A 16527-nucleotide genomic window follows, 5' to 3' on the forward strand; every position below is an offset into this window, starting at 1 on the left:
TATAATTATGGTTTGTTCTTATATATAAGTATAATACAAAAGAGACTGTTTATAAAATGGGGAAATTATAAACAGTCTCTCTATGTTGTTTAAAAGTTAAATATCTACATCAGGGGGGATGTATAATATTTATGGGATATTGGGATAGTATATTAATACCCGGGTAATTTAGTTTAAAACATTTTTATACAAAATAAGTAAATTTTTTTATCCTAAAACTCTTTTAGTAAATTAACCATTTCTATAGCAGTAACTGCTGCATCATAACCTTTGTTTCCAGCTTTAGTTCCAGCTCTTTCTATAGCTTGTTCTATTGTATCAGTAGTTACAACTCCAAATATAACAGGTATATCGGAGTTTAAAGATACTGTTGCCACTCCTTTTGATACTTCTGCACATACATAATCAAAGTGCGGAGTTGCTCCCTTTATAACTGCCCCTAGACAGATCACAGCATCATATTTTTTACTAACTGCCATCTTTTTAGCCACTAGAGGTATCTCAAATGCGCCCGGTACCCATGCTACATCTATATTATCTTCTTCTACTCCATGTCTCTTTAGAGCATCTAATGACCCTCCTACTAATTTTGAAACAATAAATTCATTAAATCTAGCTGCTACTATTCCTATTTTTGCACCATCTGCTACTAAGTTTCCTTCTAATATTTTCATATTTTATCTCTCCCTTTTTTATTATCATATTATAAGTATATAATTTATTATTTTTAGTAAATTTATTATTCTTAGCAAGTTAACATATGTTGCATCTTCTCTTTTTTAGTTTTTAAGTAAAACTCATTTACTTCATTGTGATCTATCTCAATAGAAACCCTTTGAATTATTTCAATTCCATAATTGCTTAAACCAAGTATCTTTTCAGGATTATTTGTCATCAAATTGATTTTTCTCACTCCTAGATCTTTAAGCATTTGAGCCGCCATACTATATTCCCTCATATCTGCATCAAATCCAAGTTCTAAATTTGCCTCTACAGTATCAAGACCTGTATCTTGAAGTGCATATGCTTTTAACTTATTCATAAGGCCTATACCTCTACCTTCCTGTCTCATATATAAAAGTATGCCTCTACCCTCTTTTTCAATTTCTCTCATTGCCCTAGCATACTGATCTCCACAGTCACATCTCTTTGATCCTAAAACATCTCCTGTTAGGCACTCTGAATGTATTCTAGTAAGTACTGGTTCATCTCCACTTAAATCACCTTTAACCAAAGCTATATTTTCTTGTCCAGTAATTTTGTCTATAAATCCATACATATCAAAATCTCCATACTTTGTAGGCATTTTTACTTTTGCAACCCTCTCAACTAACTTTTCATTTGCTTTTCTATATTCAATTAAATCTTCTATAGTTATTATTTTTAAATTGTATTTTTTTGCAAATTCTATAAGTTCTGGTGTTCTAGCCATTGTTCCATCATCATTCATTATTTCACAGATAACTCCACCAGGTTTAAGACCTGCTAGTCTTGATAAATCAACAGAAGCTTCAGTGTGACCTTTTCTAACTAATACTCCTCCCTCTCTAGCTACTAGTGGGAAAATATGTCCTGGTCTTCTAAAATCATCTGCTTTTGAGTTGCTATCTAGTAGTTTTTTAACAGTATGTGCTCTTTCAAAAGCCGATATACCTGTAGTTGTATCTACATGATCTATAGATACTGTAAAAGCTGTTTCATGATTGTCTGTATTATTATCTACCATTTGACCTATATTTAAGCTACTAAGAAGCTCCTTTGTCATAGGTGCGCATATAAGTCCTCTTGCGTATTTTGCCATAAAGTTTACAGCTTCTGGTGTAACTTTATCAGCAGCTATTACTAAATCGCCTTCATTTTCTCTATCAGGATCGTCTATTACTATTACCATCTTTCCATCCCTAATATCTTTTATAGCATCTTCTATTTTGTTAAATTCAAACATAATTTTTGTTTCCCCCTCTGTGTAAAATTTTAAATTTTGTTTATATTTCGACTTATAAAAATCCATTTTCCTTTAGAAAGTCTTCTGTCAAGGATGTCTTTTTAACTCCATCTTCTTTACTTTTAAAGCCTAAAAGACGTTCTATGTACTTACCAACTAAATCACATTCAATATTTACATTTTCTCCTATTGTTTTAGAGAGTAATATAGTTTCCTCACCAGTATGAGGTATTATAGATACTTTGAATACTTCATCATCAACATAAGAAACTGTCAAACTTATCCCATCAATTGCAACAGAACCTTTGTAGATAATGTATTTTAATATATCTTTTTGAGGTCTTATTGTTAAAACAACTGCTATATCCTCCCTTTGCATTAGAATTATTTGCCCTAATCCATCTATATGTCCACTTACCATATGTCCTCCAAGCCTAGTGTTTAGACTTAAAGCTCTTTCTAGATTTACTCTACTTCCAATTTTGAGACTACCTAAATTACTTACTCTTAAAGTCTCAGCCATTATATCAGCCTCAAAAGTTTCTTTGTATATATTCTTAACAGTCAAACATACACCATTTGTACATATGCTATCTCCTACTTTAGTATCTTCCAGTACCTTATTTGCCCTTATCGTGAAGCTAGAAGAATTATCACCTTTTTTTATATTTTTAATAGTTCCTATCTCCTCTATTATTCCTGTGAACAAAATCCCACCCCCTTAACTTACCTGTTGAATTTATAAAGTAAAAATTCTAATTTAGATTTACTTGTCTATATATCCCTCAATAAGTACATCTTCTCCTATATTTGAGGTAATCATATTTTTTAGTTTAAAGCAGTCTGATAGCTTATCTATTCCAAGCCCTCCTATTGGAGTTTTTGAATTTACACCGCCTATTATTTTAGGAGCAATATAAAATTGAACCTTATCAACTATTCCCTCATTTAAAGCGGAAAAATTAAGTTGTGATCCACCTTCTAAAAGGATACTATCTATCTTTAATTCTCCAAGCTTTCTAATCATATCTTTTAAATCAACTCTGTTTTCTTTTGAGTTTGTAAACAATAGTTCAATTCCTCTATCTTTTAGTTCTTCTGCTTTTTTGTGATCTGCCCTATCAGTAGTCACTATAATTGTTCTAGACTGATTGTCATTTATAACATTAGATTCCAAAGGAATCCTAAGGGTACTATCGGTTATTATCCTTATTGGATTTTTTCCGCCCTCAATTCTACAAGTAAGCTTAGGATTGTCTTTTATCACTGTGTTTACGCCAACTAATATAGCACTAAGATTGCCTCTTAATTTATGAACTTCATCTCTTGATTTATCACAACTTATCCATTTTGAATGTCCTGAAGCTGTACATATTTTCCCGTCTAGTGACATTGCAATTTTCATAACTACAAAAGGTATTTTTTCTATTATGTACTTCATAAAAACTTCATTTAGGCGTTTATTTTCATCATCTAAAATCCCCGTAACCACTTCTATCCCATTTTCTCTAAGTTTTTTGATACCTCTTCCAGATACCAAAGGATTAGGATCATGCGATGCTATAACAACTTTTGATATTTTATTTTTTATAATCCTGTCTACACATGGTGGAGTATTTCCATAATGTGAACACGGCTCTAAAGTTACATACATAGTTGAACCCTCAATACTTTCTGTAGCACTTTTTATTGCATTTACTTCTGCATGATTTTGGCCATATTTCTCATGATATCCCTTTCCTATTATCTTATTATCTTTTACTATTACAGCTCCAACCATAGGATTAGGGTTTACCAAGCCAATACCTTTTTTCGCTAAGTCAAGCGCTAGTTTCATATAGAATTCTTCCAACCTATCTCACCACCTTATTTTTAAAAGCCCTAAGTCATAGATAACTCAGGGCTCTTGGATGAAAATAATACTATATTTTTTATAGTTATAAATAGATAATAAAAAGCTCTGAAATAAAAATATTCCAGAGCTTGATTAGACATATAAAATAACTACACTAAATTTACATATATCAAATATCTTCTTTCATCCAGACTGTACTGTCGGCTTCGGAATCTAACCGAATCATGCCATTTAGGCTCGCGGGCTTTACCGCCGGTAGGGAATTTCACCCTGCCCTGAAGACTTATATTAAGTTTATACTTAAATAATAGTTATCTTTATAAGAAATGTCAATACTATTTATCGTTAATATCAGTTAATATTTTAAGACTCCTTTTCAAAATACCGTTCATATAGGCAATAATAATACCGTAGTTAGTAAAAGGAATGTTCTGATCTATAGCGCAATTTTGACGATGTATAACCTCACGTTCATTTAACATACACCCACCACAATGAACAATCAAACTATATTTTTCTAAATCATCTTTAAAGTCCCCACCAGATGTAAATTCAAATTTTAAATTTTTCCCAGTGTGTTTCTTTATCCAGTTTGGTAATTTGACCCTTCCTATATCGTCGCATTGACGGTGATGAGAACATCCCTCACATATCAAGACAGTATCTCCATCATTTAATTTCTCGATATTTTTAGCCCCACTAGCTACTGTGTTTAATATTCCTTTATACCTTGCAAAAATTATCGAGAAGGAAGTTAATAAAACTGTTTCAGGCACAATATCTTTTACCTTAGAAAATACTTGACTATCTGTTATGACCATTTTAGGATCTTCTTTAAGTGATAAAAGTACATCGTTTAATTGTTCAGGTTGAGTAACTACGCATATTGAATTTGAATCTATAATATCTCTAATTGTCTGTACTTGTGGCAGTATCATGCGTCCCTTAGGTGCTGATAAATCAATAGGAGTCACAAGAACTACTATGTCAGATTTCGATAGTTTATCACCTATTATTTTGTTATTGTTTTTTTCTGCCTTAGCTAATAAAATAATTTTATCCTTTAACTTATTGATATTTAAATTTAGGGTTGCACTAACTGCTATTTCATTATCATTTAAATTATCAATAGTTTTTAGATCGCTTTTATTGTACACAACTAAATGTGGAATAGACTTTTCTTTAAATAATTTGACCAAATCATCATCAATATCAGTATAACCCTCGCTACTATCTACTACTAAAACAGCTATGTCTGTTTTGCCTAAAACTTGCTTTGCCTTTTTAACACGTAGGTCTCCTACTAAACCTTTATCATCAATCCCAGGAGTATCTATAATTATAACAGGACCTAAGGGTAATAACTCCATAGCCTTTTTTACAGGATCAGTCGTTGTTCCCTTTATAGGTGATACAATAGATACTTCTTGAGAAGTTAGCACATTGATAAGACTAGATTTACCGGCATTTGTCTTTCCAAAAAAACTAATATGAACTCTATCAGAATTAGGGGTTTGATTTAAATTATTTGACATAATATATCCTTAAAAACGAAAATCACGTTTACCGTTTTCAATTTCCTTTAGGTTGTTTTCACATATTTTACGAACTTTTTCTTTTGGTATATTATTTAATTCACTTTCTATCATCTTTTCCCCTACTTTTTTAGTTTTCTCACTTGCATAATCCTCTAAAAATTCTTTTAGTGTCATAAGAGCATTTGGATGGCAGCAGTTTTGAATTTGTCCAGTCTTACAAAGGCTCATAAATCTATCTCCTGTTCTTCCCTCACGATAGCATGCTGTACAAAAAGATGGTATATATCCTATTTCCATTAACCATCTTACAACCTCATCAAGACTACGTTGGTCAGATACATCAAATTGTTCAGTATCATGTGGACGTTGATCTTCTTCATAGCCACCGACACTAGTTCTAGATGCTCCACTAATTTGAGAAACACCAAGACGAATTATCTTTTCACGAACTTCCTTGCTTTCTCTAGTAGAAATTATTATTCCAGTATAGGGTACACAGATGCGTATTAAAGCACAAAGTTTCTCAAATATCTCATCGCTTATACTGTTGTCAAAAACATCTGGATCAATATCATCTGCATGCTTAATACGAGGTAGACTTATTGTGTGAGGACCAACTCCATGAACTGCTTCTAAATGCTCTGCATGCATAAGAAGACCTGCAAATTCATATCTATAAAGTTCCAGTCCAAACAATACACCCAAGCCTACATCATCAATTCCACCCTCCATAGCTCTGTCCATAGCTTCTGTATGATAGTTGTAATTGTGTTTAGGACCTTTTGGATGTAATTCTTCATAGCTTTTTTTATGGTAGGTTTCTTGAAACAAGATGTACGTTCCTATTTCTGCTTCTTTAAGTTTTCTATAATTTTCTACAGTAGTCGCTGCAATATTTACATTAACACGGCGAATTGCTCCATTTTTATGTTTTATAGAGTATATAGTTTTTATAGATTCTAGCACATATTCAATAGGACTATTAATTGGATCTTCTCCACATTCAATGGCAAGACGTTTGTGTCCCATATCTTGAAGGGCTATTACCTGTTCACGAATCTCATCTTGTGTAAGTTTTTTTCTTGTAATATTGGAGTTTTGCTTATGGTATGGACAGTATACACATTCATTTATGCAGTAGTTTGAAAGATACAAAGGTGCAAACATTACAATACGGTTTCCATAAAAATCTTTTTTTATTTGTTGGGCCATATCATAAATTTCATTTAAAATTTCAGGGATTTCACAGGCAAGAAGCACAGAAGCTTCACGGTGGCTAAGACCCTTACGCTCCTTTGCTTTATCAAGGATTTGACGAATAAGATGTAAATTATCCTTGTTTTCATCAGCATATGCTAATGATTCTATTATTTCCTCATGATTAATAAATTCTTCAGCCTTCATTGATTTTGGATTATACATTTATTTAACTCCCTTTCTTCTGGGTCAGATATAATCTTTCCCATTAGTAAATTTATATTATTTTGTAGTCACCGCGATTAACGGTTAAATTGTATCCTATATATTTAATGCTATGTTCCAAATTAAATTTATACTCTGCAGATTCTTCTTTAGAACAAGCTTTATTGTTATACAAAGTATACTTTTCTCTAACACTTTCTGGTGACAAATTAGGCATAACTACATTTGCACCTACTAAAATTCCTCTTTCCCGACCACATGGATCAATTGTTGCAAGTGCCGTTGTAGACGGTAAAAGAACATTTGGAAGCATTAGCCTAATTATACTTAGTAATTTTAATGTTAAATCTATTGTCCCCGGTGAATGATTTTTAAATGGAGTATCTTTGTGTGGTATAAATGGGCCAATACCTATCATATGTGGGTTAAGTTCTTTAATAAAAAGTAAATCCTCTACAATATTATCGAGTGTTTGATAAGGGGATCCTACCATAAATCCACATCCTACTTGATAACCAATTTCTTTTAGATCCCAAAGGCATTGTTGACGTTTTTTTAAAGACATTGATTTGGGATGGATTTTGCTGTAGTGATTTTTATTTGCCGTCTCATGCCTTAGTAAATATCTATCTGCCCCTGCATCAAAAAATGCCTTATATGATTCATAACTTTTTTCTCCTATAGAAAGTGTTATTGCACAGTCAGGGTGAGAAGACTTTATTGAACTAACAATATCTACTATTTTGTCAGTACTAAAGTAAGGATCCTCTCCACCTTGCAACACGAAAGTTCTAAATCCTAAGGAGTACCCTATGTCAGTGCAATTAAGTATTTCCTCTTTTGTTAATCTATATCTCTCAATATTGTTGTTGTTATGACGAATACCACAGTACAAACAATTGTTTTTACAGTAGTTTGTAAACTCGATTAAACCTCGAATATATATATCACGACCATAAATACTATGACTAGTATCCCTAGATTTTTCGTGTAAGTACCCAATTGATTTTACATCTTCAGTCTCTAGAATTTTTTTAAACTCATCAACTGAAAGTATCTTTTCCCTTTGAAGCTTATCAACTAATTCTTTTATCATTTATCTAACCCTATGTAATTAGAATATGCGATCTTACTGTTTATTCCATCTAGGCGTCCTATTTTACCTGACAATGCATTTATCATATCTTGTGGCGCATCTATTGCAATACTAATAATGTTAATCCCCTTCTTACGATATGGTACTCCCATACGACCTATAATATAGTCTCCGTATTCATGCAAAATACTATTTAACTTATCAATTGAGTCATTATTTTCAACAATAACCCCAATAAGTGCAACTCTTGTTTCCATATGCATCCCCCTTTTTATTCAGATTATTCTGTCAATTTATTATATTTTTGCATATAAATTTCTAATTGTCAACATATGTTAATTTATTAATAGTGTGTTTTGATATATAAAAATCCCTGAGATAAAAAACATCTCAGAGAATTTTATTATAATTATATTTAATTTATAACCATATCAAATCTATTTTTTTAATCTGCTAGCAACTCATTAAGAGCTTCATATGAAAAGTCTATTATCTCAGAACAACTTATCTTATTTTTTTTCAGTTCTGAACATATTTCTGTATTATATTTATTTCTAACTCTATTCATTAATTCTCTTGAATATTTTCTAGCATCATTAGGTTTTGAGTTATCATCTCTTCCCTTTACATACCCAACTACTAATGCCGCACCATTTACAGCCCCACATAAACTTCCAACTGTCATCCCAACACCCATACCACTTCCTAGTGATACTGGTATATTTGTATTGTGTTCTTCATTATATGATTTTATTATAGCCTCTGCGCAGTTGTAGCCTTGGCTATGATATATTGATGGTTTTGTCATTTCTTACTTCATCCCCTTAAACTTTATTTTTGATATATATTATTTATATATTTCCATAAGTTATATTACTTCACTAAAATATTTAAATCTGTGATTTTGTCACAAATACTGTAAATTTAAACCAGTAATACTTAAAGACATAAAACCAAGTATAAGTATAAAATATTTCCTTTATTATAACAAGGTTATTTAAATTATATTTTTGTTAACCACTTGCTAGTTGCTATTGCTATAATATATACTTTACGAGGAAAGACTTACAACATAGGGAGGTAATCATGAAAAAATTATGGAAATACATATTTAAATATAAACTCCTATTTTTTGCACGTATAATGACCATTTCTTTGGCTGCACTATCTGTCATTGGCTTTGATTTTATGATGGGGTTTATTGTAGATATTTTTTCTAATGGAGAAAAAGAAAAGTTCATTCCAATTATTTTAACAAGTATCGCACTTATAGTAATATTGTTTATAACAGAATATATCGATGGATATGTTATGTCATCCTATATAAAAAACACTGTAAATTACCTTAGAACAGATATTTTTACTAAGGTCCTAAATAAGGATATAAAAGATTTTGCACTCGATAATAGCGGTAAATATATATCAATACTTTATAATGATATAAAAATAATTGAGGATAGCCTTTTAAATAATATATTTTTAGTCATTTCATCTTTTATTTCATTTATTATTTCATTAGTGTTTTTATTTTCTATAAGTCCAGCTATAGTTTTATTTATAACTGTGTTTGGAACTCTTGGTTTTGTAATTCCAAATGCTCTTTCTAAAAAATTAGTGATTGAGAGAGGAAATTACTCTAATAATCTAGAGGAAATTACTTCTGTTACTAAGGACTTATTTTCTGGGTTTGAAGTTATAAAGGGATTTAATATAGGCGAGAAAGTTAATACCATATTTAAGAAATCATCTAATACAGTTGAAACTAGCAAGAAAAAATGTTCTATACTTGAGTCTATAATAAAAGGTTTTTCTCTTTCATTTAGTGTGACAATATACTTAGGTGTTCTTATTTTAGGTGGATATTTGATGTATAAAGGTGAAATTTCTGTGGGTACAGCTATTATAATAATACAACTTAGCACACATATAGTAAGTCCTGTTAAAACTAGTATCTCTTTAATAAACCAGATAAAATCTGTTTCACTTATAGCCGATAAAATAGATGAGTTGATTTATGATTCTTGTGAAGATATCGAAAAGTACCAATTGCCTAAATTTGAGTCTAAGATAGAATTCAAAAATTTAAGTTTTTCCTATACTCCTAATAGAAAAACTCTAAGTAACATAAATTTGACATTTGAAAAAAATAAGAAATACGCTATCGTTGGCGAAAGTGGATGTGGAAAAAGTACACTAATAAAACTACTAATGAGGTATTATAAGGAATATGATGGAGAAATACTAATAGATAATAAAGATCTACAAGAAATAATTACTCATGACTTGTATAAAAATATGTCTATGATTCAGCAAAACGTATTTATGTTTGATGAATCTATAAAAGAAAACGTAAAATTGTTTGCAAACTATAGCGATGAAGAGGTCCTAAATATTTGTGAGAGATCAGGTCTTTCTAATCTAATAAAATCACTTCCTGATGGAATCAACTCTTTAGTAGGTGAAAACGGAAATAAATTATCAGGTGGAGAAAAACAGAGAATAGCTATTGCTCGTTCTTTAATAAATAATACAAAAATTTTAATTTTAGATGAATCTACCTCTGCCCTAGATAATGAAACTGCTTATAATTTAGAGAATTCTTTGCTAAACATAGACGATTTGACATTGGTTGTTATTACTCATAAACTTATAAAAAATATTCTCATTCGCTATGACGAAATAATAGTTATGAAGGATGGTATGATAATAGAAAAGGGTTCTTTTGATGAACTTATAAAGCTTAAAAAATATTTTTATAGCTTATATTATCTAAAAAATGAGGAAATATAACAAAAGTGGTGAACCTAATTTAGATTCACCACTTTTCTATTTTCACTATAGTTTTATAGTTGTAATCTTTTTAATTATTACTCTGCTGTTATTGCTGAAACTGGACAGTTATCTCTAGCTTCTTCAGTACTAGCCTCTAAATCTGCTGGAACTTCAGTAGTTATAGCTACAGATTTTCCATCATCGTCCATACTAAATACCTCTGGACAGATTGATGTACATAATGCACACCCTATACAAGTATCTTTATCTACGTTTGCTTTCATAATTAAAACTCCCCTCTCTTTATATCATATAATCTTGCTCAATATAATTATATCATATAAAAAATTTATATATGGAAAAAATTTGTATAATTTGATATTTTTTTAAACAAATTTAATATGTTTAAAACATTAGTTAGATAGTTTGTTTTATATTCCCTGTTTTAAACAAGTTTTTAAATCTTCATCAGGCGTACTTATAGGTCTTAAGTCAAATGTATCAACTAGATATTGAAGTACATTTGGACTTATAAATGCTGGAAGTGTAGGTCCTAAGTATATTCCTTTTATTCCTAATGATAATAAAGCTAATAAGTCTGCAACTGCTTTTTGTTCATACCATGATATTATTAGAGATAAAGGAAGACCGTTTACATCAGTTTCAAATGCATCCGCTAATGCAGTTGCAATTCTAACTGCTGAATAAGCATCATTACATTGACCAACATCTAAAAGTCTCGGAAGACCTGCAACCTCTCCAAACTCTAACTTATTGAATCTATATTTACCACAAGCTAGAGTAAGTATCACGCAGTCTTTTGGTACCTTTTCTGCAAACTCAGTATAATAATTTCTACCAGGTCTAGCACCATCACAACCTCCTATTAAGAAGAAGTGTCTTATCTTTCCTTCTTTTACTGCATTAACAATAGTTTCCGCATGACTTAATGTAGCATGATGACCAAATCCGACTAGTATTTCATGTGGTTCTTGATCCTCTTTATAACCGCCAAGTTCTAGGGCTTTATTTATTATTTCAGTAAAGTCTTTTTTGCCGTCTTTGTTTTTACCTATATGCTTAACTCCATCCCAACCCACAACACTAGTAGTAAAGATTCTATCTTTATAAGTTTCTCTAGGTCTCATTAGGCAGTTAGTAGTCATAAGTATACAACCTGGAATACCATCAAATTCTTTTTGCTGTTCTTGCCAAGCCCCACCAAAGTTCCCTACAAGATGAGAATATTTTTTGAGTTCTGGGTAACCATGACTTGGTATCATTTCACCATGTGTATATATATTTATACCTTTTCCTTCTGTTTGTTCAAGTAACATTTCTAAGTCCCTTAAATCATGCCCTGATACAACTATAAATGGTCCTTTTTTAATATGAACATTTACTTTATTAGGAGTTGGATTTTTGTAAACTGTAGTATTTGCTTCATCCAACTTCTTCATAACAGCCACACTCATATCTCCAGTTCTCATAGTCCATCTTATTAAATCTTCTACCCCTAAATTATCATCTGTTGTTGCTTCTAAAGCTCTTACATAGAAATTATCTACCTGGTCATCATAATAACCAAGTTCTCTTGCCTGATGACCATAAGCTGAGATTCCCTTTAAACCATATATTATAGTTTGTCTTAAAGAACGTATATCTGGGTCTAATTCTTGGTCATACATTATCCCAGCTTTTTTAGCATCTTTAAGCATCTCAGCCTTTGTGTCACTTAGGTTGTATGTAACGTGTTCAGTATTATTTTTTATACTTCCTACTTTACTTCTTAATTTTTCTTTTATTTTTTGAGATTCTCTTAACATTTCTACATGCACATCAGCATCGAAGTTTACATTTGTTAGTGTTGTAAATAATGAACTTTCAATAAATGTAACTATATCCTTGTCCACATTTTCGCCTTTGTCTACTAGTTCTTTTGCATAACAGCTTATTCCTTTTATTTGAAAAATCAATAAATCCTGAAGTGCAGCTATTTCTGGGGTTTTACCACATACCCCCATTTTTGTACATCCCTTACCTCCCACTGTTTGCTCACACTGGTAGCAAAACATAGGATATTCTATAGCCATATTATTTTCCATATTAAAGACCTCCTGATTTTATTTTTTACTTTCTCTATATATAATTCCACAAATATCTTAAAAATATAGCTAAATATGGAATATATATTAAAATTATTTAAAAAGTACACTAAAAAATGATATATATAGAAATGTCTTTTGTTTGTAAACTATATTTTTCATATGTTTTTAATACTTTATTATCCAAGTGAAACGTCTAAAACCATCATAATCATAAATCCAATTGCAAACCCTATAGTATTAATATTTGAATGTTCTCCTTGGGACGCTTCTGGAAGTAATTCCTCTACTACTACGTAAATCATTGCACCTGCTGCAAAAGCTAATAAATAAGGTAGTATTGGTGTTACAAATCTTGTCAATAAAATCGTTATAAATGCAGCTATTGGTTCTACTATACCTGATAATGTTGCATATAAAAATGCTTTTTTTCTGCTATTTCCCTCACTTTTTAGTGGTAATGATATTATTGCCCCTTCTGGGAAGTTCTGTATTGCAATTCCAATAGCTAATGTAATAGCCCCTGCCATAGTTATCTCACCATGACCTGATAATACTCCTGCAAATACAACACCTATTGCCATACCCTCAGGTATATTATGTAGTGTAACAGCGAAAAGTAGCATTGTGTGTTTTTTTAAATTACTTTCGAGTCCCTCAGAAGTTTCACTGTTTATATGCATATGAGGAACAAGCATGTCCATAAGGTATAGAAAAACAATACCAAACGAAAAGCCTACAACTGCCGGTACAAATGCAAATTTACCCATATTTTCTGACATATCAAGTGCTGGTATTAAAAGCGACCAAACGGATGCAGCCACCATAACTCCCGATGCAAATCCTAGTAGTCCTTTTTGGACATTAGGGTTTATTTTATCCTTTAGAAAAAATACACAAGATGCCCCTAATGTCGTTCCTATAAATGGAATCATTATACCTAGAAATATATCCATATGATCACCCTCTTCTTTCCTATTTAATTTTAATGGGAAAAAATTTTTTATAATGCATAGAAAATTTTTTTATTTTATATACTATAATTATAAGCTATTTCTCTTGTAATTGGAGAATTTTATATAATATTTAACAAAATTAGTCTAAAATTCTCATATGATAACAATGTATAGCATACTCTCCCAGTTTATCTACTAACTTATTGTTGACATATGCTCCAACGATTGCACCGATTCCTGGAACTAATTGAAGTAATTTAGCTATATCTATATAATCTCTATACTCCTGCTGGAACTCCTTCCAATTAAATTCATTTATATCATCAAATAAAATATCTTCAAAATCATCCCAAGCTTCTACTTTCTTAAATACTTTATTCACATACTCCTGACTTGAGAAAGCAAGTTGAAAAATATAGAGGATATATAATCTTTCTTTATAATCTTTTGTATCAAATCCATATACACTAGCAACTTCATAAAGTAATTTCAACTTTATACTAAGAAGCAGCGGAAAATCTGCAAGCCCTATAAGTAATCCACCAGCTCCAGTTCCTGCCCCTTCAAGCATAGCTGTTTTTTTGAATAATTTAATTTTTTCATAGGCTATCTTATCTCTTTCTTCTAAAGAAAGATCTCTCAAAGGTTTTTTTGTCGTATACTTAGATCCAAATAAAACAACTTTTGTCATATTCTTTATAGCTACAGTTAGTACAGTATGATAATTTTCAGGTAACATAGAATTCATATTATCTTGAGTTTTTTTTGAGATTTTATTTATAAAAGAAGGCTTTTTTCTCATTTTAGACTTCCAATTTTCAAGTTCCTTTAGTTTTTCATAATTGTAACTTTGCATTTTATCACCTACTTTTTATCTATATCTATCTATTTTGTATCATTTGAGATTATCAAAAATGAATGATAGTTATCCATTAATTTCAAAAGTATTTCTTCATTAAGCATATTATCATATATGGAAAATGCTGTATACATATAAGTATATCCTCATTAATAGATTACTATTTACTTCAACTAAGCAAAATGTTATTTACTATATATCCTTAACATATCTTTTATATTTTCTATTACAGAATCTCTAAGTTCAAACGGGCTGATTACCTCTGCATCTGAACCTAACTGTAATATCCATTTTGTTAGTCCAGTGCCTAGTTTTGCATTAAATCTAGCTTGATACGTATTATCATCAATTTTGCATATACTAACGTCCTCACCGAGTTCATCAATTATTACATTCAACAAAAATGGCCTAATGCTTAAAACTACTTCACAACAATCTCCCGAGAACATTTTAAAGCTCTTTTTAGAATACATTGCTGCATTAAAATAACCTTCTTCACAGTCTTTTATATCTTTTAACGGTTTTATATCTTCCTTAAGAATTTGAACATTTTTCATTCTATCTATTCTGTAATTAGTTAAATCATCATATTTATCATGATTGACTATTGCATAGTAGCAATCTTCTTTTAATATTAGCCCTACAGGAGTAGCAGTATACATTTTTTTATCTAGACTATCCTTTTTTAATCTTGGGATTAACTCTCTTTTGTAATTATAATCATAATAGTTAAATGATATTTTCTTCTTAGAATTTATTGCTTCATTTATATTGTCTATACTATATAATATTTCTTCATTTATAGACTTAGATCTATCATCGATAAATATTTGCTTGTTTAGGTTATATGCTATGTATCCATTGTTTAAATTACATAGTTTATCTATAAGTTCTTTAGTTTTCTTTTTTGTTATAAATCTATTTGCAGATATAGAATCAACTAGCACCCTAAGTTCATATGGTTCAATTGGTTTTGTAATAAGTGCATACCCTATTTCATTTTCTTCAAATGTACTCACCTCAAACCCTATTTCTTTTAAATCATTAATATAATTATATATTGTCCTTCTATCCAAAGTTTGGTTTATCTTATCCATCATCTTTTCGTTTATTTCCTTTATAGACAAAATCATATGGTTTGATTTATTTTCTTTTGATACTTCTAAATGTGGATTTATATAAGAGTATGTACTAAGTATCTTTATAAAGTGATAAAATTTTATATTATTGCTTACCTTACTTCTATTCATATAACAGACCCCTTTATTTTTATTTATAATAATATTGTACGAACTTATAGGAATATTTTTAACTAAATAAATATTTTAAAGCCTCAAAAGGGCTAGATTTTACGCTCTAGCCCTTTTAGGTAATAGTTTTTATTTTACCTCGTATCCATCATCTGGAACAAATTTCACGGTCACGCTACTTAATTCTATAGTATCACCATCCTTTAATGCTGCGTTTTGTTCCTCTCTCTGGTAGAAGTTTTCCTCTCCTTCTACTCCCATAATAAGATTAATCCCACTTGAGGACATTACATTTCCTCCACCTTTTACAGCGTATATATCATACACCCCTTCTGGTATGTCTTTACCTACTAAATAAGTACCATTTCCTAAAGTAACAGTTCTAGCTTCTAACTCTTTTTGTTTTTTTAATTCATCTTCTTTTCGTTTTTCTTCTGCTAGTTTATCTTGTTCCCTTTTATTTTCTTCCTCTTTTTTCAATGTTTCTATTTTTAAAGCTTCTTTTTCAGCATCCTTCATTTCAAAAAATGTTTTTGCCTCTTCTACTTTTGCTTGTAAGTTTTTATTTTCTGCTTTTAATCTTTCATAATCATCTTTTGGTACCATTTCTGATGACCCTATCCCAGACCCTAAAAATAATGCAGTTATAAATATAACGCCGTAACTTATTATTTTTTTTGACTTTTTTGAACCTAATGATTCGGATTTCTTAAATGGATTATTCACCTA

Annotated in this window: 16 protein-coding genes and 1 riboswitch; of the genes, 1 reads left to right on the forward strand and 15 read right to left on the reverse strand. The window is 30.5% G+C overall.

All coding sequences use genetic code 11. The features are described from left to right. Nucleotides 1-212: 212 nt before the first annotated feature. The 9 genes from ribH to BUB34_RS02655 all read right to left on the reverse strand — a co-directional run bounded on the left by ribH (nucleotide 213) and on the right by BUB34_RS02655 (nucleotide 8664). On the reverse strand, nucleotides 213-674 hold the full coding sequence (gene ribH, locus BUB34_RS02615) for a 6,7-dimethyl-8-ribityllumazine synthase (RefSeq protein ID WP_073123953.1): 462 nt from the start codon (nucleotides 672-674) through the stop codon (nucleotides 213-215). Between the two features lie 71 nt (nucleotides 675-745). After that, nucleotides 746-1945 (reverse strand): bifunctional 3,4-dihydroxy-2-butanone-4-phosphate synthase/GTP cyclohydrolase II, encoded by a 1200-nt coding sequence (locus tag BUB34_RS02620; protein ID WP_073123954.1) that lies wholly within the window; start codon nucleotides 1943-1945, stop codon nucleotides 746-748. A 52-nt stretch (nucleotides 1946-1997) separates the two neighbouring features. Continuing rightward, nucleotides 1998-2654, reverse strand: a complete 657-nt coding sequence (locus BUB34_RS02625; RefSeq protein WP_073123956.1) for a riboflavin synthase — start codon at nucleotides 2652-2654, stop codon at nucleotides 1998-2000. A 57-nt stretch (nucleotides 2655-2711) separates the two neighbouring features. After that, nucleotides 2712-3782 (reverse strand): bifunctional diaminohydroxyphosphoribosylaminopyrimidine deaminase/5-amino-6-(5-phosphoribosylamino)uracil reductase RibD, encoded by a 1071-nt coding sequence (gene ribD, locus BUB34_RS02630; RefSeq protein ID WP_330392733.1) that lies wholly within the window; start codon nucleotides 3780-3782, stop codon nucleotides 2712-2714. A 189-nt stretch (nucleotides 3783-3971) separates the two neighbouring features. After that, nucleotides 3972-4087: riboswitch (FMN riboswitch) on the reverse strand. Between the two features lie 48 nt (nucleotides 4088-4135). Then, nucleotides 4136-5335, reverse strand: coding sequence for a [FeFe] hydrogenase H-cluster maturation GTPase HydF (gene hydF, locus BUB34_RS02635; RefSeq protein WP_073123960.1), 1200 nt, complete (start codon nucleotides 5333-5335; stop codon nucleotides 4136-4138). Nucleotides 5336-5344: 9 nt separating this feature from the next. Further along, nucleotides 5345-6760, reverse strand: coding sequence for a [FeFe] hydrogenase H-cluster radical SAM maturase HydG (hydG, locus tag BUB34_RS02640; RefSeq protein ID WP_073123962.1), 1416 nt, complete (start codon nucleotides 6758-6760; stop codon nucleotides 5345-5347). Between the two features lie 52 nt (nucleotides 6761-6812). Next, complete coding sequence (gene hydE / locus BUB34_RS02645; protein ID WP_143153298.1) at nucleotides 6813-7856, reverse strand: [FeFe] hydrogenase H-cluster radical SAM maturase HydE; 1044 nt, start codon at nucleotides 7854-7856, stop codon at nucleotides 6813-6815. Then, the gene (locus tag BUB34_RS02650) at nucleotides 7853-8113 is read right to left on the reverse strand and encodes a TM1266 family iron-only hydrogenase system putative regulator (protein ID WP_073123964.1); all 261 of its coding nucleotides are present in this window, start codon (nucleotides 8111-8113) and stop codon (nucleotides 7853-7855) included. The genes hydE and BUB34_RS02650 overlap by 4 nt, the downstream gene beginning before the upstream one ends. A gap of 188 nt (nucleotides 8114-8301) precedes the next feature. Then, complete coding sequence (locus BUB34_RS02655) at nucleotides 8302-8664, reverse strand: C-GCAxxG-C-C family (seleno)protein (protein WP_073123966.1); 363 nt, start codon at nucleotides 8662-8664, stop codon at nucleotides 8302-8304. 278 nt (nucleotides 8665-8942) lie between these two features. On the opposite strand from BUB34_RS02655, the gene BUB34_RS02660 reads away from it, so the two are divergent. Next, the gene (locus tag BUB34_RS02660) at nucleotides 8943-10646 is read left to right on the forward strand and encodes an ABC transporter ATP-binding protein (protein WP_073123968.1); all 1704 of its coding nucleotides are present in this window, start codon (nucleotides 8943-8945) and stop codon (nucleotides 10644-10646) included. A 77-nt stretch (nucleotides 10647-10723) separates the two neighbouring features. Here the strand turns inward: BUB34_RS02660 and BUB34_RS02665 are convergent, their stop codons facing one another. The 6 genes from BUB34_RS02665 to BUB34_RS02690 form a co-directional block, all read right to left on the reverse strand. After that, nucleotides 10724-10912 (reverse strand): ferredoxin, encoded by a 189-nt coding sequence (locus tag BUB34_RS02665; protein WP_073123969.1) that lies wholly within the window; start codon nucleotides 10910-10912, stop codon nucleotides 10724-10726. 147 nt (nucleotides 10913-11059) lie between these two features. Further along, entirely contained in the window at nucleotides 11060-12733 is a 1674-nt protein-coding gene (gene hcp, locus BUB34_RS02670) for a hydroxylamine reductase (protein WP_073123971.1), read from the reverse strand. Between the two features lie 179 nt (nucleotides 12734-12912). Next, complete coding sequence (locus BUB34_RS02675; RefSeq protein ID WP_073123973.1) at nucleotides 12913-13689, reverse strand: ZIP family metal transporter; 777 nt, start codon at nucleotides 13687-13689, stop codon at nucleotides 12913-12915. A 139-nt stretch (nucleotides 13690-13828) separates the two neighbouring features. Then, on the reverse strand, nucleotides 13829-14545 hold the full coding sequence (locus BUB34_RS02680; RefSeq protein WP_073123975.1) for an EcsC family protein: 717 nt from the start codon (nucleotides 14543-14545) through the stop codon (nucleotides 13829-13831). 188 nt (nucleotides 14546-14733) lie between these two features. Beyond that, nucleotides 14734-15798 carry a helix-turn-helix transcriptional regulator gene (locus BUB34_RS02685; protein ID WP_073123977.1) on the reverse strand — a complete coding sequence of 355 codons (1065 nt, stop codon included), beginning with the start codon at nucleotides 15796-15798 and terminating at the stop codon, nucleotides 14734-14736. A 129-nt stretch (nucleotides 15799-15927) separates the two neighbouring features. Beyond that, nucleotides 15928-16524, reverse strand: coding sequence for a hypothetical protein (locus BUB34_RS02690; RefSeq protein WP_073123979.1), 597 nt, complete (start codon nucleotides 16522-16524; stop codon nucleotides 15928-15930). Between the last annotated feature and the right edge of the window lie 3 nt (nucleotides 16525-16527).

The sequence above is a fragment of the Asaccharospora irregularis DSM 2635 genome (genome assembly GCF_900129815.1).
Classification (GTDB): domain Bacteria; phylum Bacillota; class Clostridia; order Peptostreptococcales; family Peptostreptococcaceae; genus Asaccharospora; species Asaccharospora irregularis.